Annotated in this window: 24 protein-coding genes; 19 read left to right on the top strand and 5 right to left on the bottom strand. The window is 66.6% G+C overall.

Annotated elements, in window-relative coordinates; all coding sequences use genetic code 11:
- Positions 1–31 precede the first annotated feature (31 nt).
- Positions 32–1,348 carry an adenylosuccinate lyase gene (gene purB, locus SPYCA_RS07910; RefSeq protein ID WP_120219694.1) on the bottom strand — a complete coding sequence of 439 codons (1,317 nt, stop codon included), beginning with the start codon at positions 1,346–1,348 and terminating at the stop codon, positions 32–34.
- A gap of 197 nt (positions 1,349–1,545) precedes the next feature.
- Here purB and SPYCA_RS19700 point away from each other — a divergent pair, with 197 nt between their 5' ends.
- A complete protein-coding gene (locus SPYCA_RS19700; RefSeq protein WP_120222212.1) occupies positions 1,546–2,010 on the top strand; it encodes a calcium-binding protein in 465 nt (154 codons plus the stop codon).
- Between the two features lie 102 nt (positions 2,011–2,112).
- Here the strand turns inward: SPYCA_RS19700 and radC are convergent, their stop codons facing one another.
- Positions 2,113–2,796 carry a RadC family protein gene (gene radC / locus SPYCA_RS07900; protein ID WP_120219693.1) on the bottom strand — a complete coding sequence of 228 codons (684 nt, stop codon included), beginning with the start codon at positions 2,794–2,796 and terminating at the stop codon, positions 2,113–2,115.
- Between the two features lie 54 nt (positions 2,797–2,850).
- Here radC and SPYCA_RS19245 point away from each other — a divergent pair, with 54 nt between their 5' ends.
- The 10 genes from SPYCA_RS19245 (at position 2,851) to SPYCA_RS19005 (ending at position 9,973) form a co-directional block, all read left to right on the top strand.
- Positions 2,851–3,006 (top strand): hypothetical protein, encoded by a 156-nt coding sequence (locus tag SPYCA_RS19245; RefSeq protein WP_172595005.1) that lies wholly within the window; start codon positions 2,851–2,853, stop codon positions 3,004–3,006.
- Positions 3,007–3,071: 65 nt separating this feature from the next.
- Entirely contained in the window at positions 3,072–6,173 is a 3,102-nt protein-coding gene (locus SPYCA_RS07895) for a YdbH domain-containing protein (RefSeq protein WP_232003589.1), read from the top strand.
- Complete coding sequence (locus SPYCA_RS07890; RefSeq protein ID WP_232003588.1) at positions 6,170–6,385, top strand: YnbE family lipoprotein; 216 nt, start codon at positions 6,170–6,172, stop codon at positions 6,383–6,385. Before SPYCA_RS07895 ends, SPYCA_RS07890 begins: the two co-directional genes overlap by 4 nt.
- Positions 6,386–6,399: 14 nt before the next feature.
- Entirely contained in the window at positions 6,400–6,804 is a 405-nt protein-coding gene (locus tag SPYCA_RS07885; RefSeq protein WP_120222210.1) for a YdbL family protein, read from the top strand.
- Between the two features lie 212 nt (positions 6,805–7,016).
- Entirely contained in the window at positions 7,017–7,337 is a 321-nt protein-coding gene (locus tag SPYCA_RS07880; RefSeq protein ID WP_120219691.1) for an AtpZ/AtpI family protein, read from the top strand.
- 68 nt (positions 7,338–7,405) lie between these two features.
- Entirely contained in the window at positions 7,406–8,191 is a 786-nt protein-coding gene (locus tag SPYCA_RS07875) for a F0F1 ATP synthase subunit A (RefSeq protein WP_120219690.1), read from the top strand.
- Between the two features lie 40 nt (positions 8,192–8,231).
- Entirely contained in the window at positions 8,232–8,459 is a 228-nt protein-coding gene (locus SPYCA_RS07870; RefSeq protein WP_003044110.1) for a F0F1 ATP synthase subunit C, read from the top strand.
- Between the two features lie 80 nt (positions 8,460–8,539).
- Positions 8,540–9,037, top strand: a complete 498-nt coding sequence (locus SPYCA_RS07865) for a F0F1 ATP synthase subunit B family protein (protein WP_120219689.1) — start codon at positions 8,540–8,542, stop codon at positions 9,035–9,037.
- A complete protein-coding gene (locus tag SPYCA_RS07860) occupies positions 9,034–9,564 on the top strand; it encodes a F0F1 ATP synthase subunit B family protein (protein ID WP_120219688.1) in 531 nt (176 codons plus the stop codon). Before SPYCA_RS07865 ends, SPYCA_RS07860 begins: the two co-directional genes overlap by 4 nt.
- Before the next feature lie 10 nt (positions 9,565–9,574).
- Positions 9,575–9,973 carry a hypothetical protein gene (locus SPYCA_RS19005; RefSeq protein ID WP_146625105.1) on the top strand — a complete coding sequence of 133 codons (399 nt, stop codon included), beginning with the start codon at positions 9,575–9,577 and terminating at the stop codon, positions 9,971–9,973.
- A 44-nt stretch (positions 9,974–10,017) separates the two neighbouring features.
- Here SPYCA_RS19005 and SPYCA_RS07855 read toward each other — a convergent pair whose 3' ends face one another.
- Complete coding sequence (locus tag SPYCA_RS07855; protein ID WP_120219687.1) at positions 10,018–10,737, bottom strand: SDR family oxidoreductase; 720 nt, start codon at positions 10,735–10,737, stop codon at positions 10,018–10,020.
- 70 nt (positions 10,738–10,807) lie between these two features.
- Between SPYCA_RS07855 and uvrC the strand changes: the two genes are divergently transcribed.
- The 7 genes from uvrC (at position 10,808) to SPYCA_RS07820 (ending at position 17,357) form a co-directional block, all read left to right on the top strand.
- Positions 10,808–12,742 (top strand): excinuclease ABC subunit UvrC, encoded by a 1,935-nt coding sequence (gene uvrC / locus SPYCA_RS07850; protein ID WP_120219686.1) that lies wholly within the window; start codon positions 10,808–10,810, stop codon positions 12,740–12,742.
- Between the two features lie 107 nt (positions 12,743–12,849).
- Positions 12,850–13,242: a PaaI family thioesterase gene (locus SPYCA_RS07845; protein WP_120219685.1), complete on the top strand. Its 393-nt coding sequence runs from the start codon at positions 12,850–12,852 to the stop codon at positions 13,240–13,242.
- Entirely contained in the window at positions 13,230–13,844 is a 615-nt protein-coding gene (gene recO / locus SPYCA_RS07840) for a DNA repair protein RecO (RefSeq protein ID WP_120219684.1), read from the top strand. The genes SPYCA_RS07845 and recO overlap by 13 nt, the downstream gene beginning before the upstream one ends.
- A gap of 48 nt (positions 13,845–13,892) precedes the next feature.
- Positions 13,893–14,939, top strand: a complete 1,047-nt coding sequence (gene leuB, locus SPYCA_RS07835; protein ID WP_120219683.1) for a 3-isopropylmalate dehydrogenase — start codon at positions 13,893–13,895, stop codon at positions 14,937–14,939.
- 5 nt (positions 14,940–14,944) lie between these two features.
- Positions 14,945–16,150 (top strand): trans-sulfuration enzyme family protein, encoded by a 1,206-nt coding sequence (locus SPYCA_RS07830; protein ID WP_120219682.1) that lies wholly within the window; start codon positions 14,945–14,947, stop codon positions 16,148–16,150.
- Between the two features lie 17 nt (positions 16,151–16,167).
- A complete protein-coding gene (gene apaG, locus SPYCA_RS07825) occupies positions 16,168–16,569 on the top strand; it encodes a Co2+/Mg2+ efflux protein ApaG (protein ID WP_120219681.1) in 402 nt (133 codons plus the stop codon).
- Complete coding sequence (locus tag SPYCA_RS07820; protein WP_120219680.1) at positions 16,566–17,357, top strand: LysR family transcriptional regulator; 792 nt, start codon at positions 16,566–16,568, stop codon at positions 17,355–17,357. The genes apaG and SPYCA_RS07820 overlap by 4 nt, the downstream gene beginning before the upstream one ends.
- Before the next feature lie 3 nt (positions 17,358–17,360).
- Here the strand turns inward: SPYCA_RS07820 and SPYCA_RS07815 are convergent, their stop codons facing one another.
- Both SPYCA_RS07815 and parE read right to left on the bottom strand, forming a co-directional pair.
- The gene (locus SPYCA_RS07815; protein ID WP_120222209.1) at positions 17,361–18,665 is read right to left on the bottom strand and encodes a serine hydrolase; all 1,305 of its coding nucleotides are present in this window, start codon (positions 18,663–18,665) and stop codon (positions 17,361–17,363) included.
- Positions 18,666–18,697: 32 nt separating this feature from the next.
- Entirely contained in the window at positions 18,698–20,677 is a 1,980-nt protein-coding gene (parE, locus tag SPYCA_RS07810; RefSeq protein WP_120222208.1) for a DNA topoisomerase IV subunit B, read from the bottom strand.
- A gap of 169 nt (positions 20,678–20,846) precedes the next feature.
- On the opposite strand from parE, the gene SPYCA_RS07805 reads away from it, so the two are divergent.
- Positions 20,847–21,680, top strand: a complete 834-nt coding sequence (locus tag SPYCA_RS07805; RefSeq protein ID WP_120219679.1) for an outer membrane protein — start codon at positions 20,847–20,849, stop codon at positions 21,678–21,680.
- The last annotated feature ends 74 nt before the right edge of the window (positions 21,681–21,754 follow it).

The following is a 21,754-nucleotide window of genomic DNA, read 5'->3' as shown; positions in this document are numbered from 1 at the left end:
TGACAGATTGCCCGGCGATTCCAGCCTGTCGCTAGGCCGCGCCGAACACCCGGTCGAAGATCGTGTCCACATGCTTCATATGATAGTCGAGGTCGAAAAGTTCCGTAAGCTGATCGGCCGACAGGCGCGCGGTGACGTCGGCGTCGGCCTTGAGCAGTTCGAGCAGCGACAGCTGGCCGTCGCTTTCCCATACTTTCATCGCGTTGCGCTGGACGAGCGCATAGCTATCCTCGCGGCTGGCGCCCGCCTGCGTCAGCGCGAGCAGGACGCGCTGCGAATGGACCAGCCCGCCCATGCGGTCGAGATTCTTCTGCATCCGCGCCGGATAGACGAGCAGCTTGTCGATCACGCCGGTGAGCCGCGCCAGCGCGAAGTCGAGCGTGATCGTCGCGTCGGGGCCGATGAAGCGCTCGACCGACGAATGGCTGATGTCGCGCTCGTGCCACAGCGCGACATTCTCCATCGCGGGAATGGCGGCGCTGCGCACCATGCGGGCGAGGCCGGTCAGATTTTCAGTCAGCACGGGGTTGCGCTTGTGCGGCATCGCCGACGACCCCTTCTGCCCCGGCGAGAAATACTCCTCGGCCTCCAGCACTTCGGTGCGCTGAAGGTGGCGGACCTCGACCGCCAGCCGCTCGATCGACGAGGCGATGACGCCGAGCGTCGCAAAGAACATCGCGTGACGGTCGCGCGGGATCACCTGCGTCGAGACGGGCTCGACCGCAAGGCCGAGCTTGGCCGCGACATGCGCCTCGACGCGCGGGTCGATATTCGCGAAGGTGCCGACCGCACCCGAAATGGCGCAGGTCGCGATTTCGGCGCGCGCCGCCTGGAGCCGTGCCTTGCAGCGCGAAAACTCGGCATAGGCTTCGGCCATTTTCAGTCCGAAGGTGACGGGTTCGGCGTGGATGCCGTGGCTGCGCCCGATCGTCGGCGTGAACTTGTGCTCGAAAGCGCGGCGTTTGATCGCGGCGAGCAGGGCGTCGAGGTCCGCGAGCAATATGTCGGCGGCCTGCGCCAGTTGCACCGCAAGGCAGGTGTCGAGCACGTCGCTCGACGTCATCCCCTGGTGCATGAAGCGCGCTTCGTCGCCGACATTTTCGGCGACCCAGGTGAGGAAGGCGATCACGTCATGCTTGGTCACCGCTTCGATCGCGTCGATTGCGGCGACGTCGATGACGGGCCGCGTCGCCCACCAGTCCCACAGCGCCTTCGCCGCCGATTGCGGAACAATGCCCAGTTCGGCGAGCGCGTCGGTCGCATGCGCTTCAATCTCGAACCAGATGGAAAAGCGATTCTCGGCCGACCAGATCGCCGTCATTTCCGGCCGTGCATAACGCGGAACCATTGAATTTCCTTCCTTATCGGGCGCCTTGTCGCAAAATCCCGGCGGAGCCGCGACGGGGCGCCCCCTAGCAGGGACGGGGCGTTTCGCCAAATGCCGCGACGCCGCAACCTGGCGAAATGCGGTGGGTTGCTTGGGTGCCCCCATCATCAAGGCGACAGGTCGCAAACCGTTCAACGTCGCCGCAGAGGAGAATGATTGTGCTGAAACAACTGCTTTTGATCGGTGCCGCCGCTGTCGCCGTTCCGGCGTTCGCGCAGGCGACCCCGCCGGCCAGCGATCCCGCCAACCCGTCGACGAGCATGGAGCCGACGACCCCCGCACCGGTGCCCGATACGACCAGCCCGGCCCCGGCACCCGATGCCTCGGCGCCGTCGGCCGCGAGCGAGCCCGCGCCGTCGGGGACGGCGGCGACTCCCGCGCAGGTCGCCCGGATCGTCGATCAGGAGTTCCCGACCTATGACGGCGACGGCAATGGCGAGTTGAGCGATACCGAGTTCGCAGCGTGGATGAAAAAGCTGCGCGCCGCGACCGACCCGAGCGTCAATTCCGAATCGGCCGAAGTGAAGGCGTGGATCGGACAGGCCTATGCCGCCGCCGACAGCGACAAGTCGGGAGGGGTGAACAAGGCGGAGCTGACCGCCTTCCTGTCGCGCGGTAATTAATCCCCTCGCGCGGGTTGTCGCCCGCGCAGAGCAAGGAGCAGCCGCCGGAGCGATCCGGCGGCTGCCTTGTTTCGTGCCACGGATCGAAGGGGATTGCCGCGGTTACAACAGCCCCAGGGCGCGGAAGCTGCGATAGTCCGATCCGGCGACGATGATATGGTCGTGCAGCACGATGCCGAGCCGCGTTCCCGCCTCGGCGATCTCGCGCGTGATCGCAATGTCCTGTCGGCTCGGTTCGGGGCTGCCGCTGGGATGGTTATGAACGATGATGATCGCCGAGGCGCCGAGCTCGAGCGCGCGTCGGATCACCTCGCGGACATAGATGGCTGACTGGTCGACCGATCCTTCGCTCGCCAGTTCGTCGCGGATCAGCATGTTGCGTGCGTTGAGATACAGGACGCGCACGCGCTCGACGTCGATCGGCCCCATGTCGGCGCGCAGCCAGTCGAGCAGCGCATCCCAGCTGGAAAGCAGCGGCTTGTCGCGAAACTCGCCTTTGAGCAAACGCAGGCTGGCGGCCTGGACGATTTTCAGCGCGGCGATGCCGGTGTCGCCCAGCCCGTCGACGCGGCGCAGCGATTCGGGGTCGGCGCTGACGAGCTGCGCCAGCGAACCGAATTCACGGAGCAGCGCCTTGGCAAGCGGCTTGGTGTCGCGGCGCGGCACCGCGAGCGCGAGGAGATATTCGACCAGCTCGTAATCGGCGAGCCCGTCGGGATCGTCGAGCAAACGGCTGCGCAACCGGCCGCGGTGGCCCAGATGGTCGGGTGTGTCCCTGTCCCCCATGGCGCCCGGAATAACCGCCTTGTTCGGTACGCTCAACGGCAATAGGACGGAAGCATGGCAAAGCGGACCAATTTGCTGGAGCGAAACGCGATTTCCAGCGTTGGTGTCCTGCACAGGCTGGGGCCGAGGGACGATGTTTCGCACGCCATGACGGCATTCGACGCCTTTTCGATCCGGCAAGCGCCCGATTTTTTGAGAGCGACGGCGTGACCGAGGACGGCGGCGCGATAGGGCGGGGATGGCGTCCCCGAAAACTGCTCTTCCGGAAGCGCTGGATGACCGCGGGTGCGGTCGCCGCGCTGGTGGCGGGGACATGGCTGGCGCGCGAGCCGATCGCCGACGAGTTCATTCGCGGCCAGCTCGAAAGCCGCGGCGTGCCCGCGCAATATCGCATCGACGCGATCGGCTTTCGCAGCGAACGACTGTCGAACATCGTCATCGGCGACCCTGCGCGGCCTGACCTGACTGCCAAAAAGGTCGAGGTCTTGCTCGGCTATGGCTTCACCGGCCCCTTTGTATCGGAAATCCGCGCCGAAGGCGTGCGCCTCTATGGCCGTTTCGTCGATGGTCGCCTGTCGTTCGGCGCGCTCGACAGGTTCCGCGATCCTGAAAGCACCGATCCCTTTGCCTTGCCCGATCTGGCGGTGATGCTGCGCGATGCCCGCGCGCGCGTCGAGACGCCGTGGGGCGATGTCGGCGCCGCGCTCAACGGTTCGGGCAATTTGCGCGACAATTTTGCGGGCAAGCTTGCGCTCTTCGCCCCCGAGCTGGCGGTCGAAGGGTGTAGCGCGCGCGGGGTCAGCTTTTACGGCGATCTGCGCGTGCGCGGGGTGCGCCCCGCGCTGGCGGGGCCGCTGCGCGGGCAATCGCTGGCTTGCGATAATGGCGCGGTGCGAGCCGCGTCCCCCGAAGTCGCCGTCGACCTCACACTGTCGGAGGATCTGCGCCAGTGGCGCGGCAGCGCCGACGCGCGCATCGCGTCGCTTGTCGCCGCGTCGCTGCGCGCCGACCGCCTCGGCGTGCTCGCGCGCTTCGATGGCGGCGCGGCGCAAACCAGAATCGAACTTGATGCGGCAATGGCGCGGCTGCACGGCGCCGATTTCACCGCCGATACGGTGCGACTGGCGGCGGCGGGCAGCGTCGGCAGCGCGGCGCCGCGGTTTGACGGGACGATAGATTTTGCGCGCGCCAGCCTGAGTGCGGCGGCGCGACGCGCGATCGTCGACCGCGCGCGGGGGATCGAAGCGACGCCGCTGGGCCCGCTCGCGACAAAAGCGGCGGCGGCCATTGCGCGCGCGCTGGCGAGCGCGAACGGCGCCGCCGCTTTCCAGCTCGCGGGCGAGGGGCCGTTGGCGCGCGTCGACCTGATCGCGCCGCGCCTGACGAGCGCAAGCGGTGCGCGCTTCACCGGCAGCGCCGAGAGTCGCATCGGCTATCTTTACGGCGCGGAACGGCCGACGTGGCTGGCGGCGGGCGAATGGCGTCTGGGTGGCGGCGACCTGCCCGCGGCGACGCTCCGCCTCGACCGGCGCGCCGATGGAACGCTGCGCGGTGAGGCGCGATTCGCTGCCTATGAAGCGCGCGCCAGCCGACTCGCGCTCGATCCCGTGCGTTTTTCGGGCGGCCCCGGCGGCAGGTTGCGCTTTGCCACCGCGGCTCTGCTGTCGGGGCCGCTGGGCGATGGGCGGGTCGAAGGGCTGCGTGTTCCGCTCGCCGGGGTGCTGAGTCCGACCGGTACGCTCGCGCTCGACGGGGGATGCCACCGCGTCGGCGGCGACCGGATCGAGGTCGGCGGCGTCCGGCTCGCCCGGAGTGCGCTCAACCTGTGCAGCCGTGCAGGCACGCCGCTGTTCAGCGTCGGGCCGGGCGGCCTGCGCGGTGCGATTCGCGTGCCGCGCATTGCGCTCGCCGGAACTAGCGGCGACTCGCCGCTGCGAATCGCAAGCGGTCCCGCGAGCATCGACCTGGCGACGCTGCGCTGGTCGCTGTCGGGCGCCGACGTCCGGCTGGGCGAGGGCGAGAGCGTGACGCGCTTCGGCGCCGAGCGGCTCACCGGACGCGCGGCGGGCCGGGGCATGGCGGGCGAGCTCGTCGGAGCAGCGGGCAAGATCGGCGCGGTTCCCCTCGACATGAGCGAAATCGCAGGCGCGTGGCGCTGGGCGGATGGCGCGCTGACATTGGAGGGCGGCCTCACGCTCACCGACGGTGCGGCGCCCGACGCGCGCTTCTATCCGCTCGTCAGCCGCGATGCCGTGCTGCGCTTCGCCGATGGCGCGATCGAGGCGACTGCGGGCTTTGCCGAGCGGACGACGGGAACGAACATCCTCGACACCGTCATCCGCCACCGCTTCGCCGACGGCAAAGGCGCGGCCGATCTGAAGGTGCGCGAATTGCGCTTCGACGATGCCTTCCAGCCCGACCAGCTCACCTATCTCGCCAAGGGTGTCGTCGCCAATGTGCGGGGATCGGTCGTCGGCGACGGCCGGATCGAATGGGACGCCGCGGGCGTCACCAGCAACGGCACCTTCGCGACCGCCGGCACCGACCTTGCCGCCGCTTTTGGTCCGGTAACCGGCCTGACCGCGACGCTCCGCTTCGACGACCTGATCGGCCTGCGCTCGGCGCCGGGGCAGATTGCGCGGATCGACGAGGTCAACCCCGGCATTCCGGTGCGCGAGGGCGAGATCGAGTATCGGCTGCTCGGCGACAATCGCGTGCGGATCGAAGGCGGGCGCTGGCCCTTTGCGGGCGGCGAGCTGCTGCTCCATCCCACGACGCTGAACTTTGCCGCCGACCAGCCGCGGCGGATGACCTTCGACGTTGTGGGGGTCGATGCGGCGGTGTTTCTCCAGAGCTTCGGGTTCGAGAATATCAACGCAACGGGCAAGTTCGACGGCACGCTGCCGGTCGAGTTCGACGGGCTGGGCGGACGGATCGTCGGCGGGCGGATCGATTCGCGCGAGGGCGGCGGCACGCTCGCCTATGTCGGCGAACTGTCGAACCGCAACCTTGGCGTGATGGCCAATTTTGCCTTTGGCGCGCTGCGCAGCCTGAAATATGACGATCTGACGATCATTCTGAACGGGGATCTCGACGGCGAAATGGTGACCGATATCCGCTTTGGCGGCGTGGGGCAGGGCGAGGGTGCGACGCGCAATTTTCTGACCAATCAGATTGCGAAGCTGCCGCTCGTCTTCAACGTGAAGATCACCGCGCCGTTCCGCCAGCTGCTTACCTCGGCGAAGGGCTTTTACGACCCGTCGCTGCTGATCGAACAGAATCTGCCGGCGCTGATGCGCGCGCAGCAGGACGCCGAGGCCGCCGCGCGCGGCGCCGCCACCCCCGTTCAGCCCCCAGAAAGCGAGCCTGTGCAATGACGACGTCCAACATCGGAGCAAGGAGGCTGGCTATCACGGCGCGCTGTCTGGCGATAATGATCGCGATCCCCGCGCTGACGGGCTGCGTTCAGATCGAAACGCCCGACAAGCCGATCGAAATCAACCTGAATATCAATATCCGTCAGGAAGTGGTGTACAGGCTTGATGGCGATGCCAAAAAGCTCATCGAGCAGAATAGCGAGATATTCTGATGACAGGGAAGCATATGATGCGTTTGAAAATGGAAACACCGACCGGGCTGGCGCTGGCGGCTATTGCCGCGACGGCGGCGGTTGCGCTCGCCGTGCCGTCGGCGATGGCGCAGCGCGACCCGGCCTATGCCGCCGCGCGCGCTGCGGGGCAGATCGGCGAACAGCCCGACGGCTATCTGGGTTTCGTCACCGCGCCGACCCCGGCGATCCGCGCGCTGGTGCAGGACATCAACATCAAGCGCAAGGCCGCCTATACCGAGCGCGCCCAGGCGACGGGCAGCACCGTCGAGCAGTTCGCCTTCACCAGCGGATGCAACCTGATCGCGAGCACGAAGCCGGGCGAGAAATATCTGACCCCCGGCGGGGCGTGGAAAACGCGCGATGCGAGCCCGCCCGAGCGCGATGCGCGCTGTCCGTAAGCCATATGACGCATAACGGGGTCCTGCGGGGCCTCCAGATGCCGCCGCGCCCCTAAACGCGGCGGCATTTTTGCGGGCGCAAGCACAAGCATTGACTTCATCGGGCGTCATTCCTAAACGGACCGCGCCTTAGGGGTGCCCCGATTTTTCGGGCCTTTTTTCGCAGGCGGAATCGGGGCTTTCCGGTTTCGTTTCAGAAGGATGGCGAGGGAATGACGGGCAAGGGCAGCGATCCGGAACTTGGCTCGGAGGATTCGCGCCTGGTCTCGCTCGAAGAGCGATTGGACCGGGCCGAAGCCGCAGAGGCAAAACGGACCGCAGTGAACGCCGGACCGGAATCCGATGCCAATTACCGGCTCGGCAACCGGGTGCTGGCCGAACTGCTGGGCGGATTGATCGGCGGCGGTCTGTTCGGCTGGCTGATCGACCGGGTCGCAGGCACCGAACCCTGGGGGCTGTTGGGCATGTTGTTGATGGGGATCGTCGTGGCGTTCCGCAACATCATCCGCCTGACAACAGCGCCCCGCAAATAGCGGGACGCAAAGGATATTATTGGCGGGACGGCCGGATGCGCCGCCCCGCATTGCGCGTGGAGTGAAGAGTGGCGGCGGAATCCGGCAAGATCGACCCGATGCACCAGTTCGAGGTGACCCCGCTCGGCGGCGGTTTCAACCTCGCCGGGCAGGAGGTTCTGTTCACCAACAGCGCGCTGTGGATGGTGGTCGCCGCGATCGCGCTCGGCCTGTTCATGTGGGGCGGGATGCGTCGTCAGCTCGTCCCCGGCCGCTGGCAGGCCGCGGTGGAAGGCTTCACCGGCTTCATCTCCAGCATGATGATGGCGAACATCGGCAGCGAAGGCCGCAAATATACGCCCTATGTCTTTTCGCTCTTCATGTTCATCCTCTTCTGCAACCTGCTCGGCATGTTGCCGCTGGGCGTGCTGGGGCTGCACCCCTTCACCGTCACCAGCCATATCGCGATTACCGGCGTCCTCGCGCTGATCAGCTTCGCGATCGTCCTCGTCGTCGGCTTCTGGCGCCATGGCCTCCATTTCTTCTCGCTCTTCGTGCCGCACGGCACGCCGCTGCCGATGATCCCGATCATCGCGCCGATCGAGTTCGTGTCGTTCATGGTCCGCCCGTTCAGCCTCGGCCTGCGCCTTTTCGTCGCGATGACCGCGGGCCATGTGCTGCTCAAGGTGCTGTCGGGCTTTGTCATCAACGGCTTCAACGCCGAAACCTTGTGGCTCGGTTCGATCGTGTCGGTGCTCAGCTTCACGCTGATGATCGGCATCAGCGCGCTCGAGCTGCTGGTCGCCGGTATCCAGGCCTATGTTTTCGCCCTGTTGACCTCGCTTTATATCAACGACGCGGTCAACCTTCACTAATCCCGTTTATAACAAACGTTTACACCAAGGAGTTACGATAATGGACGCAGAAGCAGCAAAGCTGATCGGTGCCGGTCTCGCGGCGATTGGCGCCGGCATGGCCGCCATCGGCGTGGGTAATGTGTTCGGCAGCTTCCTCGAAAGCGCGCTGCGCAACCCGGCTGCGGCCGACGGCCAGCAGGGCCGCCTGTTCATCGGCTTCGCCGCTGCCGAGCTTCTCGGCCTGCTGGCGTTCGTCGTGGCAATGATCCTGCTCTTCGTCGTCTGATTCAGGGCGATCGGTGATGCCGGTCCTTAAGGGTCGGCGTCGCCGACAGCAGCTTTCCAAGATTTCAAGGTTCGCCTTTCATGCCCCAGATAGCCCAGCTCACCGCTGACAATTGGTATCTTGCTTCGCAGCTGTTCTGGCTGCTGGTCGTGTTTGTCGGCATTTATGTCGTGATCGGCCGCGGCATGCTGCCCAGGATCGAAGCGACGGTGGACGCACGCGACCGCAAGGTCGCCGACGATCTGGCGGCCGCGAAAGCGGCGCATGCCGCCGCCGATGCGCTGGAGGAGAGCTATCGCCAGCAAGGCGAGGCAAGTCGCGCCGCCGCGCAGAAAGCGGTGGCTGAAGCCAGGGACAAGGCCGCGAAGGACGCCGAGAAGCGTCTGGCCAAGATCGACGCCGAACTCGCTGCCAGGCTGGCAGCGGCTGAGGCCGATGTCGCGGCGGCGCGCGGCTCGGCGATGGCCGAGATCGAAGCCGTGGCGGCCGAAGCGGCGGGTGACCTCGTCGCCAAGCTGTCGGGCGTGAAAATTGCCGCGGCGGACGCCAAGGCGGCGGTGAAGGCGGTTCTGAAATGACTGATTTGACGCTGATCCTCGCCGAAGGCGCGGCCGAACCGACGGCGTTCGGCCTCAACGCGACCGTGTGGGTCTCGATCGCGATGCTCGTGTTCCTGGGCATCCTGGTCTGGAAGGGCGTGCCCGGCGCGATCGCGGCGATGCTCGACAAGCGGATCGCCGAGATTTCCAGGCAGCTGAACGAAGCCGAACAGCTGCGCCTCGACGCCGAATCGCTCAAGGCCGAATATGAAGCGAAGCTCGCCGACGCGGCAAAGGAAGCCGAGGAGATGCGCGCCCGCGCCGATGCCGAGGCCGAGGCGCTCGTCGCCAAGGCGAAGGCCGACGCGACCGCGCTGATCGCGCGCCGCAAGCAGATAGCCGAGGAACGGATCGCCGCCGCCGAAGCCAATGCGCTCGCCGAAGTCCGCACCGCCGCCGCGAAGGCGGCGACCGAAGCCGCGGCGAAGCTGATCGCCGACAAACATGACGCCGCCGCCGACAAGGCGCTGGTCGACCAGGCAATCGCGAGCGTCGCCAAGGGTTGATCGTTCCGGCATGGCTGAGAACAAGGCGCCCGCGGATTTCCGCGGGCGTTTTGCCGTGGGCGATTTCGCCGGGGTGCTATGGCTGGAAGCGACCGATCGTTGCCGTACCCCGGCGAAAGCCGGGGTCCAGAGCGGGATGAGCCAACGTCCGCTCCTGGGCGCCCTGGACCCCGGCTTTCGCCGGGGTACAACAATAAGGCGAACGTCCACTCCCCACCCCAAAACCGCCATCCGCCACAAAAAGCTGTCCTCATGGCCCGGCTGTGCCAGCTTTCGTTTCAGCTGTTTCAACATGTGGATAAACCCTGTCATCGCCCGCCCTGTCGACGTGCGGCGGAGTCTGGTGCCGCAAGTCCGGCCGAAGCGGCAGACTGGCGGCCGCACAAGGCTGACCTTTCCTGACCTTTGAGTATTTCCATAGCCATGCGCCAACCGAATCGCGCGCACAGCCCGTCAAAACCGGATCATGATCCGCCGCGCCAGCGCGGGTGAAATGCTGTTGACGAGCTGCAGCATCTTCACCATGCCGACATTGACCTCGCTTTTTCCGGTACGGATGCCGTGGACGATTTCGGCGGCGCAGGCGTGGGCGCTCATCTTCCTGCCACCCCGCGCGGCGGTCATATTGGTGTCGACGACGGGCGGCAGCGCCTCGATCACGCGGACATTGCTGTTCTTGAGCAGGTGACGGATGGCCTGCGTATAGCTGCGCAGCCCCGCCTTCGTCGCGCAATAGATCGCGCCGCCCGCGCGCGGCGCGATGGCGAGGCCCGACGTCACATTGACGATCGCCGCTTCGTCCTGCGCGCGGAGCAGGGGGAGCAGGCGCGTGCAGAGCGCGATAGGGGCGTCGAGATTGGTGCGGATGCAATGCGCCGCGCTGTCCAGCGTTTCGGGCCGGTCGAGATCGTAATCGCTGCCGACCCCCGCGTTGTTGACGAGCAGCGCGAGCGGCCTGTCGGCGACGCCCTGCACCACCGCGTCGATCCCGTCGGCTGTCGACAGGTCGCCTGCGATCGTTCCGAAGCCGAGCGCGGCCATCGCTTGCAGCTTGTCGGGCGCGCGGCCGGTGATGATCACATCGGCGCCCGCGGCTTGCAATTGCAGCGCGATTTCGCGCCCGATGCCGGCGCTGCCGCCGGTGACCAGCGCGAGTTTTCCACGTAAATCCATGCGACCCCTCCCATAGCTTTTACCGCGCACACTATGGCGGCTCGCATCGCCTTCGCCTACATGCAAAATCATGGTTCGCCCCAACGCTCCCGACCGATTCAACGAAGAGAAGGCCACCTATGTCGTCCGCGGCGGCGGCGATGGGGGCGACAAGCCCGACCTCGAACGCGGGGCCGAGGCGATCCGCAGCGTGGTGCGCAAGCTGCCCGCGCGTCCGGGCGTATACCGGATGCTCGATGCGCGCGGCGATGTGCTCTATGTGGGAAAGGCGCGCGCGCTCAGGAATCGCGTGACCAACTATACGCAGGTCGCGCGGCTGCCGCAGCGGTTGCAGCGCATGGTCGCGCAGACGCGCGCGATGGAGATCGTCACGACGACGAGCGAGGCCGAGGCGTTGTTGCTCGAAGCGCAGCTCATCAAGCGATACCGCCCGCCGTACAATGTGCTGCTGCGCGACGACAAGAGCTTTCCCTTCATCCTGCTGCGCACCGACCATGATTTTCCGCGCGTGCAGAAGCATCGCGGCGCGCGGCGCGCCAAGGGGCGCTATTATGGCCCCTTCGCGAGCGCGGGGTCGGTCGCGCGCACGCTCAACGCGCTGCAAAAGACCTTCCTCTTGCGCAGCTGCACCGACAGCTTCTTTGCCAACCGCTCGCGCCCGTGCCTGCTCTATCAGATCCGCCGCTGTTCGGCGCCGTGCGTCGACCGCATTTCCAGGGAGGATTATGCCGCGTTGGTGAGCGACGCGCAGGACTTCCTCGAAGGGCGGTCGACCGCCGTGCAGAAGCGCTTGGGCGAAGCCATGACGAAAGCCGCCGATGCGATGGATTTCGAGCAGGCGGCGGTGCTGCGCGACCGGCTGAAGGCGCTGACCTTCATCCAGGGCAGCCAGTCGGTCCACGCTGACGGGCTGGGCGACGCCGACGTGTTCGCGCTCGCGGCGAAGGGCGGGCAGCTTTGCATCGCGGGCTTCTTCATCCGCGGCGGCCAGAATTGGGGGCACCGCAGCTTTTTCCCCGCGCATGTAGCCGGCGTGCCCGAGACGGAGGTGATGGCGAGCTTCCTGATGCAATTTTACGAAGGCGTGCCGCCGCCGAAGCTGATCCTCGTCGACCGCGACCCTGGCGAGAGTGCGCTGCTCGCCGAGGCGCTGGGCGAGACGGCGGGGCGCAAGGTCGAGATCAGCGTGCCGCAGCGTGGCAACCGCAAGCGGCTGCTCGAACAGGCGGTGCGCAACGCGGGCGAGGAGCTTGACCGCCGGCTTGCCGAAAGCAGCAGTCAGGCGAAGCTCGGCCGCGAACTCGCCGACCTTTTCGACCTCGATGCGCCGCCGCAGCGGATCGAAATCTATGACAACAGCCATATCCAGGGGACAAATGCGCTCGGCGCGATGGTCGTCGCGGGGCCGGAAGGCTGGATCAAGGGTGCCTATCGCAAGTTCAACATCAAGCGCGCCGAGACGCAGCCGGGCGACGATTTCGCGATGATGCGCGAGGTGTTCCAGCGCCGCTTCGCGCGCGCGATCGAGGAGGATCCCGAGCGGACGAAGGGCGAATGGCCCGACCTGGTGCTGATCGACGGCGGCAAGGGGCAGGTGTCGGCGGCGGGCGCGGTGCTCGCCGAGCTGGGGATCGACGATATTCCCTATGTCGGCGTCGCCAAGGGGCCCGACCGCAATGCCGGGCGCGAGACCTTCTATTTGCCCGACGGGCGCGAATTCACGCTGCCGACGAACAATGCGGTGCTTTTCTATATCCAGCGGCTGCGCGACGAGGCGCACCGCTTTGCGATCGGCGCGCACCGTGCGAAGCGGGCGAAGGCGATGGGATCGTCGCCGCTCGACGAGGTTCCCGGCATCGGCCCGGCGCGCAAGAAGGCGCTGCTCATGCACTTCGGCACCGCGCGCGCGATCAAGGGGGCAAGTCTGGAGGATTTGCAGAAGGCGCCGGGGGTGAGCGCCGCGGTGGCGCAGGCGGTGTATGATTTCTACAATCCGGGGGGGTAGTTATGCGATCGTTCGTCATCCCGGCGAAGGCCGGGATCTCACCTTGTCGCCCGGATGCAACGGCGAGACCCCGGCCTTCGCCGGGTTGACGGAATAGGAGAATATATATGGATTTCGCCGCCACCATGCCGCTTGCGGGCACGCTCGGCGTGACGATCGACGAGGGCAGCAAGGATCGCGTCGCGGGCAAGCTCCCTGTGCGCCCCGAAATCTGCACTGCGGGAAATATCGTCCACGGCGGCGCGATCATGGCCTTTGCCGATTGCCTGGGTGCGGTCGGCGCCTTCCTGTCGCTGCCCGATGGCGCGAGCGGCACGACGACGATCGAGAGCAAAACCAGTTTTCTCGGCGGCGGGCCGGTGGGCGCGGTGCTGGTCGGTGAAGCAACCCCGGTAAAGATCGGCAAGCGCCTGTCGGTGTGGCAGACGCGCATCCGCACCGAAGAAGGCGCCGACGTCGCGCTGGTGACGCAGACGCAGCTGGTGCTTTGGCCAGCCTGAGCGCCGATGCCATCGTCTGCGCGGTGCGCGCGCATGGCGAGCATGGCGCGATCCTGCGCGCGCTGACGCACGAGGCGGGGCTGGTCGCGGGCTATGTCCGCGGCGGGCGGTCGCGGCGGCTGCGGCCGATCCTGGTGCCCGGCAATCGCGTCGCGCTGGAACTGCGTTCGCGCACCGAGGCGCAGCTTGGCGGCGCGACCGTCGAGCTGCTGGAAAGCCGCGCGCCCTTGCTCGGCGAACCGCTGGCGGCGGCGGCGATCGACTGGGTGACCAGCCTGACCGCGGCCACCTTACCCGAAGAACAGCCTTATCCTGCGCTTTATATGGTGTTGTCGGCGGTGCTGGAGGCGATTGGCGTCGCACCCTCGGCGCGGCAATGGGCGCTCGCGCTTGGCCGTTACGAGCTGCTGCTGCTCGCCGAACTGGGGTTCGGGTTGGAAAGCAGGCCCAACGTGGCGGCCAGTTCCTCCATGGCCGACGCGCTCGATCTCCTGTCGCTCACCGGCTATTTCATCGACCGCGACCTGCTCGACGGGCGCAATCGTGCCTTGGCGGGCGTGAGGCAAAGATTGATCGACCGGCTGGGCAGGGCGGTTGCGTGAACCGATGCCGCTGTCTAAGCGGCGGGCGAGACACGAAAGGGTGAAGCGTTGAGAATCCTGCTGCTGGCTGGCGACGGTATCGGTCCGGAGATCATGGCGGAGGCCGAGAAGGTCGTTGCTGCGCTTGCGCTGCCTGTCGAACTCGATCGCGCGCTCGTCGGCGGCGCGGCGTATGAAGCCACAGGGCATCCGCTGCCGCCCGAAACGCTGGCGAAAGCGAAGGCTGCCGATGCGATCTTGTTCGGCGCGGTCGGCGATCCGCGGTTCGACAATGTCGAGCGGCATTTGCGCCCCGAACAGGCGATCCTCGGGCTGCGGTCCGAACTGGGCCTGTTCGCCAACCTCCGCCCGGCAAGGCTGTTTTCGGGGTTGGAGGACAGTTCGGCGCTGCGCCCCGAAGTCGCGTCGGCCATCGACCTGCTGATCGTCCGTGAACTCAATGGCGACGTCTATTTCGGCGAGAAAGGCACGCGCACGACGGCCCGTGGCGAGCGCGAAGGCTATGACGTCATGTCGTACAGCGAAAGCGAGGTGCGGCGCATCGCGCATGTCGCGTTCAAGGCGGCGCAGGGACGTAAAGGACGGCTCTGCTCGGTCGACAAGGCGAATGTCCTCGAAACCTCGCAGCTGTGGCGCGACGTGATGGTCGGGGTGGCCGCCGACTATCCCGACGTGGCGTTGACCCATATGTATGTCGACAATGCCGCGATGCAGCTGGTGCGCAATCCGGGGCAGTTCGACGTCGTCGTCACCGGCAATCTGTTCGGCGACATTCTTTCGGATCAGGCATCGATGTGCGTGGGCTCGATCGGGCTGCTCGCCTCGGCGTCGCTGGGCGACGGCACGCGGGGGCTGTACGAGCCGATCCACGGCAGCGCCCCCGACATCGCGGGCAAGGGCGTCGCCAATCCGCTGGCGATGATCCTGTCGCTCGCGATGCTGCTGCGCCATTCGGCGGACGACGAGGCCCATGCGGCGCGGATCGAGGCGGCGGTGGCGCGCGTGCTCGCCGACGGCTGCCGCGGCGCCGATCTGGGCGGAACGATGGGCACGGCGGCATTGGGCGATGCGGTTGTGACGGCTTTGAACGGATAGGGCAGATGAAGAAAACGACGGGTCTGGACCGCAGCAAGACGAAGAGCTGGCATCCCGCGACGCAGGCGGTGCGCGGCGGCACCTGGCGCAGCGAACATGGCGAGACGTCGGAGGCGCTCTTCCTGACCTCGGGCTATACCTATGACAGCGCCGAGGAGGTCGCCGCGCGCTTTGCCGGCGAGGCGCAGGGCATGACCTATTCGCGGCTCCAGAACCCGACCGTGGCGATGCTGGAAGAACGCATCGCGCTGATGGAGGGCGCCGAGGCGTGCCGGACGCAGGCGACCGGCATGGCGGCGATGACCACCGCGCTGCTCTGCCAATTGTCGGCGGGCGACCATATCGTCGCGGCCAAGGCGGCGTTCGGGTCGTGCCGCTGGCTGATCGACCATCTCTGCCCGCGCTTCGGCATCGAGACGACGGTCGTCGATGGCCGCGACAATGATGCGTGGGAACGCGCGATCAAGGCGAACACCAAGGTATTCTTCTTTGAAACCCCCGCCAATCCGACGATGGACATTGTCGACATGCGGCATGTGTGCGCGCTGGCGAAGGCGCATGGCATCACCACCGTCGTCGACAACGCCTTTGCGACGAGCGCGCTCCAGCGGCCGATGGATTTCGGCGCCGACGTCGTCGCCTATTCGGCGACCAAGCTGATGGAGGGGCAGGGGCGCGTGCTCGCGGGGGCGGTGTGCGGGAGCGAAAAGTTCATCAACGAGGTGCTGCTGCCGTTCCAGCGCAACACCGGGCCGAATCTGTCGCCCTTCAATGCGTGGGTCGTGCTGAAAGGGCTGGAGACGCTCGCTCTGCGCGCGCGGCGCCAGTCGGAAAATGCGCTTGCCGTCGGCAAGTTCGTCGAGAGCCGCGTGCCGCGCATCCTGCATCCGGGCCTCGCGAGCCATCCGCAGCATGATCTGGCGAAAAGCCAGATGGACGATTGCGGGCCGATCTTCTCCTTCATCCTCGACGGGCGCGAACAGGCGATGGCGCTGCTCAACGCGCTCGAACTCGTCGATATATCCAACAATATCGGCGATTCACGCAGCCTTTGCTGCCACCCCGCGTCGACCACCCACTATGGCGTCAGCGCCGAGGCGCGCGCCGACATGGGGGTGGTCGAGGGAATGCTGCGCATCAACATCGGGCTGGAAGACCCGCGCGACATCATCGCCGATCTGGACCAGGCATTGACCAGGGTCGGGCTTTAGGGGAATCTGGCGCCGCGATGATCGACTCCTTCTTCCCCTTCTCCGCGACCACCGGACCCGTGACCGTGCGCGTGGCGGTAAGCTATCTGCCCGAACAATCGCACCCGGCGCTCGGCCGCTGGTTCTGGGCCTATCATGTGCGCGTCGAAAATCACGGCGACAGCGCGGTGCAGCTGCTCTCGCGCCACTGGCGGATCAGCGACGCGCGCGGCCAGGTGAGCGAGGTCGAGGGTGAGGGTGTCGTCGGCGAACAGCCGTTGATCGGCGCGGGCGGCGCCTATGACTATGTATCGGGCTGCCCGTTGCCGACCCCCGAAGGGTCGATGGTCGGCAGCTATACGATGGAAATGAGCGACGGGTCGCAGATGCTCGTCGCGATCCCGCACTTCCCGCTCGTGGCGCCCGCGACGGCCTTATGAAGCGCACGCACCTGCCCCTCAACGCGCTCCGCGTCTTCGACGCCGCGGCCCGGCATCTGAGCTTCACGCGCGCCGCCGACGAGCTGGCGGTGACGCCCGCGGCGGTGGGGCAACAGATTCGCGCGCTCGAGGATATGCTGGGCGTCGTGCTGTTCCGCCGCACGCCCAAGGGGCTGGAGCTGACGGGCGAGGCGCAGGCGGGGCTCGATGCGCTGCGGCAGGGCTTTTTGCAGTTCGAGGAATCGGTGCGCGCGATGCAGGCGGGGCAGTCGTCGCAATCGCTGACGATCGCCGCGCCGCGCGACCTGACCGCCAAATGGCTCGCGCCGCGGCTTGCCCGCTACAGCCAGCAGGCGCCCGACGTGCGCTTTACGCTCGTTTCGGCCGATACGGGGATCGATTTCACCGAAGCGAACCTCGACCTCGCGATCTTCTGGACCGACAGCGCGGGCGAGCATGAGGGCGTGGCGCTGTCGGAGCCGCTGATGGTCACCGTCGCGGGGCCTGGCGCGGGCAGCGATACGCGCATCGCCTGGCCCGGCTGTCCGGTCGCCGACGGCGAGCCGGCGCTGCGGCTGGGCGACGCGGGACTCGCGATCGATGCCGCGGCGAACGGCCTCGGCCATGCCAATGTTCCCGCGATGCTGGCCGAGGCCGACATTGCCGCGGGCCGCGTGCGGCAGGTGGGTGAGCCGGTAGAGGTCAAGCGCGGTTACTGGCTCGTCGCGCCGACGCCGCAATGGCGGCAGGCGAAGGTCAAGGCGCTCGTCGCGGCGTTGACCGCCTGACGCCTATCTCGCAGCGAGTGCAAGCAGCCGCGTGACCAGCCCGACCAGCGTTTCGGTGGCGACCGGCGCGTCGGGATTGTTCCAGCTCGCCGTGACGACGAACCATTTGCCGTCCGATTTGCGCCGCCCCAGCAGGCTCATCGAAATCACCCCGAGTTCGGACCCTCCCTTGTAGCCGAGCCACGACCAGTCCCTGACCGCGCCGGGGTTCACGCCGGGATTGATCGCCATCGTCGCCATCGCTTCCGGCGACTGCCGCTTGCGCAGGTCGATCATCACCCTGGCGACGTCATTGGGGCTGGCGAACCATTCGAGGCTGTCGATAAAGCGCGGCACGCCGGCAAAGCTGACGCCGTCGACATTGGCGAGGGTGAGCCGGTCGCGATTGGCGTCGAGCAGCCGGCGCTGCGCCGCATCGTCGCCCGCAACGAAGGCCGCGCGTTCGGCTGCAAAATTATTGCCCTTGAGCGCGAAGGCTTCGACCGTGGTGAGGAAGGGAATGTTGCGCGACGGCGCACTGTGCCCCGCGGCGCGCATCCGCGCTTCGATCCTGTCGCGGCCGAGCAGGTGGATCAGCGTATCGGTCGCGCTGTTGTCGCTGACCGAAATCATCCAGTTGGCGAGGCTTTGCAGCGTCACCGGCGTATCCTTTGGCCAGTTTGCGGTGCCCGCCGACGAAAAGCTGGGGTGCGACAGCGGCACGACGTCAGACCATTGGCGTTCGCCCGCCGCGACCTGTGCCGCCAGTTCGTCGAGGATATAGAGCTTGAACGTCGAACCGACGGCGAATTGCTGGTCGGCATTTGTCGAGGCGAGCGGGCGGATGCCGTCACCGTCGAGTTCGGCGACAAGGAAGCCAGTCATTCCGGGGAGTGTGGCGATTTCCGCGGTCACCTTGTCGAGGCTGTCGTTCGCCATTTCAAAGCCGGTCAGGCGCAGGCCGATCACCCGCGTGTCGGCACCCGCGCCGACGTCGAGCAGCACCGCCGCGACGCCTTTTTCGAACCGCAGCGACAGCGATCCCGAGCGGCCGTCGCTGGAAGTCGCCTTTTCAACCGCAAACGGCTGGCCATATTGGGCGATCAGGTTGGCGGTCATCGCCTTGAACTGCGCCTCGGGGATCGCCGCCTGGAAGGTCGGGTCGAAATAGTCGGCAAAGGCGATTTCGCCGTTGAGGAGCGCGACGAGCTGCGCCGCGCGCTGTTCGAATGCGGTCGTGGTCGCGGCCTGCATTTCGGGCGACTGCGCGGCGACGGGAGCGGTCGAAAGCGACAGCAGGAGCGCGGCAAGAACGGGTTTGCGGATCATGATTCCCCCTGGTTCGATGAACCGCCGCGACATCAAGCGTCGATCGCGGCCTCGTCGAGGCTGGCGGCGTTGGCCTGGATGAACTGGAAGCGATGTTCGGGATGCTTGCCCATCAGTCGATCGACCAGATCCTTGACCTGATGGCGCTCCTCATATTCCTGCGGCAGCGTCACGCGCAGCAGGCTGCGCGTGGCGGGGTCCATCGTCGTTTCCTTGAGTTGGTTGGGGTTCATCTCGCCCAGGCCCTTGAAACGTCCGACCTCGACCTTCTTGCCCTTGAACAGCGTGGCCTCCAGCTCGGCGCGATGCGCGTCGTCGCGCGCATAGGCCGACGTCGCGCCCGCGGTCAGGCGGTAGAGCGGCGGCTGCGCCAGATAGACATGCCCGTTCCGCACGATGTCGGGCATTTCCTGAAAGAAGAAGGTCATCAGCAAGGTCGCGATATGCGCGCCGTCGACATCGGCGTCGGTCATAATGACGATTTTCTCGTAGCGCAGCCGGTCGGCGTCGCAATCCTTGCGCATCCCGCAACCCAGCGCGAGCGCGAGGTCGGCGATTTCCTGATTGGCGCGGATCTTGTCGGCGCTGGCGCTCGCGACGTTCAATATCTTGCCGCGGATCGGCAGGATCGCCTGCGTCTTGCGGTCGCGCGCCTGTTTGGCGCTGCCGCCCGCGCTGTCGCCTTCGACGATAAATAATTCCGTGCCTTCGGGGCCGTCGTTCGCGCAGTCGGTAAGCTTGCCAGGCAGGCGGAGCTTGCGGCCGCTCGTCGCGGTCTTGCGCTTGACCTCGCGCTCCGCCTTGCGCTTCAGCCGCTCGTCCATGCGGTCGAGAACGAGGCCGAGGAGCGCGCGGCCGCGGTCCATATTGTCTGACAAAAAATGGTCGAAATGATCGCGCACGGCATTTTCGGTCAGGCGCGCGGCCTCGGGACTCGACAGGCGGTCCTTGGTCTGGCTCTGAAACTGCGGATCGCGGATGAACACCGACAGCATCATTTCGCCGCCGTTGAACACGTCTTCGGCGGTGATCTGCGCCGCCTTCTTCTGTCCGATCAGCTCGCCGAACGCGCGCAGGCCCTTGGTGAGCGCGGCGCGCAGCCCTGCCTCGTGCGTCCCGCCCGCGGGGGTCGGAATCGTGTTGCAATACCAGCTGTACGAGCCGTCCGACCACAGCGGCCAGGCGATCGCCCATTCGGCGCGGCCCTGGTCGCCGGGGAAGTCCTGGCGCCCCACGAAAGGCTCGGCGGTCGCGCATTCGCGCGTGCCGATCTGCTCCTTCAAATGGTCGGCCAGGCCGCCGGGGAACTGGAACACCGCGTCCGCGGGCGTGTCGTCGCCGATCAGTTCGGGTGCGCATTTCCAGCGGATTTCGACGCCCGCGAACAGATAGGCCTTTGATCGCGCCATGCGGTAAAGCCGCTGCGGCTTGAAGCGGCCATGCTCGCCGAAGATTTCGGGGTCGGGGATGAAGGACACGCTGGTGCCGCGGCGATTGGGGGTCGGGCCGAGTTCTTCGAGCGGGCCGAGCGGCACACCGCGCGCGAAGCGCTGGCGGTAAAGCTGCTTCGCCCGCGCGACCTCGATCTCGGTTTCGACCGACAGCGCGTTGACGACGCTGACGCCGACGCCGTGGAGGCCGCCCGATGTCGCATAGGCCTTGCCCTCGAACTTGCCGCCCGAATGAAGCATGGTCATGATGACCTCGAGCGCTGACTTGTCCGGAAACCTGGGATGCGGATCGACGGGCATCCCGCGCCCATTGTCGATAATGGTCAGCCGGTTGCCGATGTCGAGCGTCACCTCGATGCGCGTCGCGTGGCCCGCGACGGCTTCGTCCATGCTGTTGTCGATCACTTCGGCGGCGAGGTGGTGCAGCGCGCGCTCGTCCGTGCCGCCGATATACATGCCGGGGCGGCGGCGGACGGGTTCGAGCCCCTCCAGCACCTCGATCTGCGACGCATTATAGCTGTCGGAAGCGGGGATCGCGGCGTCGAACAAATCGTGACTCATGGCGTGGCTATAGGGGTCGGGGAAGGCCGCTGGCAAGCGCGGTTTTGGCGCGCATCATCCGGCCCGCGGCGGGCTCGCTTCACCGCATTACGACGGATCGGCGGAACCTTTGACAGACCACAAGGGTTGGGAGGGCGACTGTAAGGTCATCAAAAAGTGGAGTAAAACAATGAAACTCGCAGCTCTCCTCGCCGCCACGGCGGCATCCGTGCTGGCTGTTCCTGCCGTTGCGCAGGACAACCGCGACCCGTCGCAGGACTTCGACGGCCCCTATATCTCGATCGGCGGTGGCGCGACGCTTCAGGGAAGCGACCGCGGCGAAACGCTGGTGTTCGACACCAACCGCGACGGCAGCTATGGCGACACCGTCACCACAGTGGGCGGAACCGACGCTTTCTCGCCGGGCTTCTGTAACGGCGCGGCCACAAGCTCCGCCAATATCGGCTGCCGCAATGACAAGGACGGTCCGGAGTTTTTCGGGCGCCTCGGCTATGACAAGCGTATGGGCAATTTCGTCCTCGGCGCGGTGGTCGAGGGCGGTCACAGCGTCGCGCGCGACAGCGTGAGCGGCTTTTCGACCACGCCGGCAAGCTACACGATGAGCCGCGAGGCCGATTATCAGGCGAATGCCCGCCTGCGCGCGGGCTATACGCCGGGCGGCGGCGCGCTCTTCTATGTCACCGGCGGCGGCGCTTATGCGCGGCTCGACAACAAGTTCACCACGACGAACACCGCGAACAGCTTTGCCGACAATGGCAAGACGAATGCGTGGGGTTACACCGTCGGTGGCGGCGCCGAGCTGATGCTGACGAACAATATCGGCCTCGGACTCGAATATCTCTACACCGACGTCAAGGACAATGACTATGTTGTCAACGTCGGGCCGGGGACCGCGCCTGCGACCAACCCGTTCCTGCTGAACGGCGGTGGCACCGACATCCGTCGCAGCGACCCGCATTTCCGCACCCACAGCGTACGCGGGACGCTGAGCTATCGTTTCTGATCCATCAGGAGCGAAAAGAGAGGCGCCGGATCGACGGTCCGGCGCCTTTTTTCTGGGCTTTTTCTGACCAGTAT

Source organism: Sphingopyxis sp. FD7, assembly GCF_003609835.1.
Classification (GTDB): Bacteria; Pseudomonadota; Alphaproteobacteria; order Sphingomonadales; family Sphingomonadaceae; genus Sphingopyxis.
The sequence above is the reverse complement of the archived record's forward strand: the minus strand, read 5'-3'. Positions and strand labels throughout refer to the sequence as shown.

Coding starts and splice junctions, on each gene's coding strand:
- SPYCA_RS07890 (WP_232003588.1), top strand. CDS start 6,170: ATGACGACGTCCAACATCGGAGCAAGGAGGCTGGCTATCACGGCGCGC.
- SPYCA_RS07870 (WP_003044110.1), top strand. CDS start 8,232: ATGGACGCAGAAGCAGCAAAGCTGATCGGTGCCGGTCTCGCGGCGATT.
- SPYCA_RS07860 (WP_120219688.1), top strand. CDS start 9,034: ATGACTGATTTGACGCTGATCCTCGCCGAAGGCGCGGCCGAACCGACG.
- radC (WP_120219693.1), bottom strand. CDS start 2,796: ATGGGGGACAGGGACACACCCGACCATCTGGGCCACCGCGGCCGGTTG.
- SPYCA_RS07880 (WP_120219691.1), top strand. CDS start 7,017: ATGACGGGCAAGGGCAGCGATCCGGAACTTGGCTCGGAGGATTCGCGC.
- apaG (WP_120219681.1), top strand. CDS start 16,168: ATGATCGACTCCTTCTTCCCCTTCTCCGCGACCACCGGACCCGTGACC.
- SPYCA_RS07885 (WP_120222210.1), top strand. CDS start 6,400: ATGATGCGTTTGAAAATGGAAACACCGACCGGGCTGGCGCTGGCGGCT.
- SPYCA_RS07855 (WP_120219687.1), bottom strand. CDS start 10,737: ATGGATTTACGTGGAAAACTCGCGCTGGTCACCGGCGGCAGCGCCGGC.
- SPYCA_RS07895 (WP_232003589.1), top strand. CDS start 3,072: ATGACCGCGGGTGCGGTCGCCGCGCTGGTGGCGGGGACATGGCTGGCG.
- SPYCA_RS07865 (WP_120219689.1), top strand. CDS start 8,540: ATGCCCCAGATAGCCCAGCTCACCGCTGACAATTGGTATCTTGCTTCG.
- SPYCA_RS07820 (WP_120219680.1), top strand. CDS start 16,566: ATGAAGCGCACGCACCTGCCCCTCAACGCGCTCCGCGTCTTCGACGCC.
- SPYCA_RS07845 (WP_120219685.1), top strand. CDS start 12,850: ATGGATTTCGCCGCCACCATGCCGCTTGCGGGCACGCTCGGCGTGACG.
- SPYCA_RS07805 (WP_120219679.1), top strand. CDS start 20,847: ATGAAACTCGCAGCTCTCCTCGCCGCCACGGCGGCATCCGTGCTGGCT.
- purB (WP_120219694.1), bottom strand. CDS start 1,348: ATGGTTCCGCGTTATGCACGGCCGGAAATGACGGCGATCTGGTCGGCC.
- SPYCA_RS19005 (WP_146625105.1), top strand. CDS start 9,575: ATGGCTGAGAACAAGGCGCCCGCGGATTTCCGCGGGCGTTTTGCCGTG.
- SPYCA_RS19245 (WP_172595005.1), top strand. CDS start 2,851: ATGGCAAAGCGGACCAATTTGCTGGAGCGAAACGCGATTTCCAGCGTT.
- SPYCA_RS07815 (WP_120222209.1), bottom strand. CDS start 18,665: ATGATCCGCAAACCCGTTCTTGCCGCGCTCCTGCTGTCGCTTTCGACC.
- SPYCA_RS07830 (WP_120219682.1), top strand. CDS start 14,945: ATGAAGAAAACGACGGGTCTGGACCGCAGCAAGACGAAGAGCTGGCAT.
- uvrC (WP_120219686.1), top strand. CDS start 10,808: ATGGTTCGCCCCAACGCTCCCGACCGATTCAACGAAGAGAAGGCCACC.
- parE (WP_120222208.1), bottom strand. CDS start 20,677: ATGAGTCACGATTTGTTCGACGCCGCGATCCCCGCTTCCGACAGCTAT.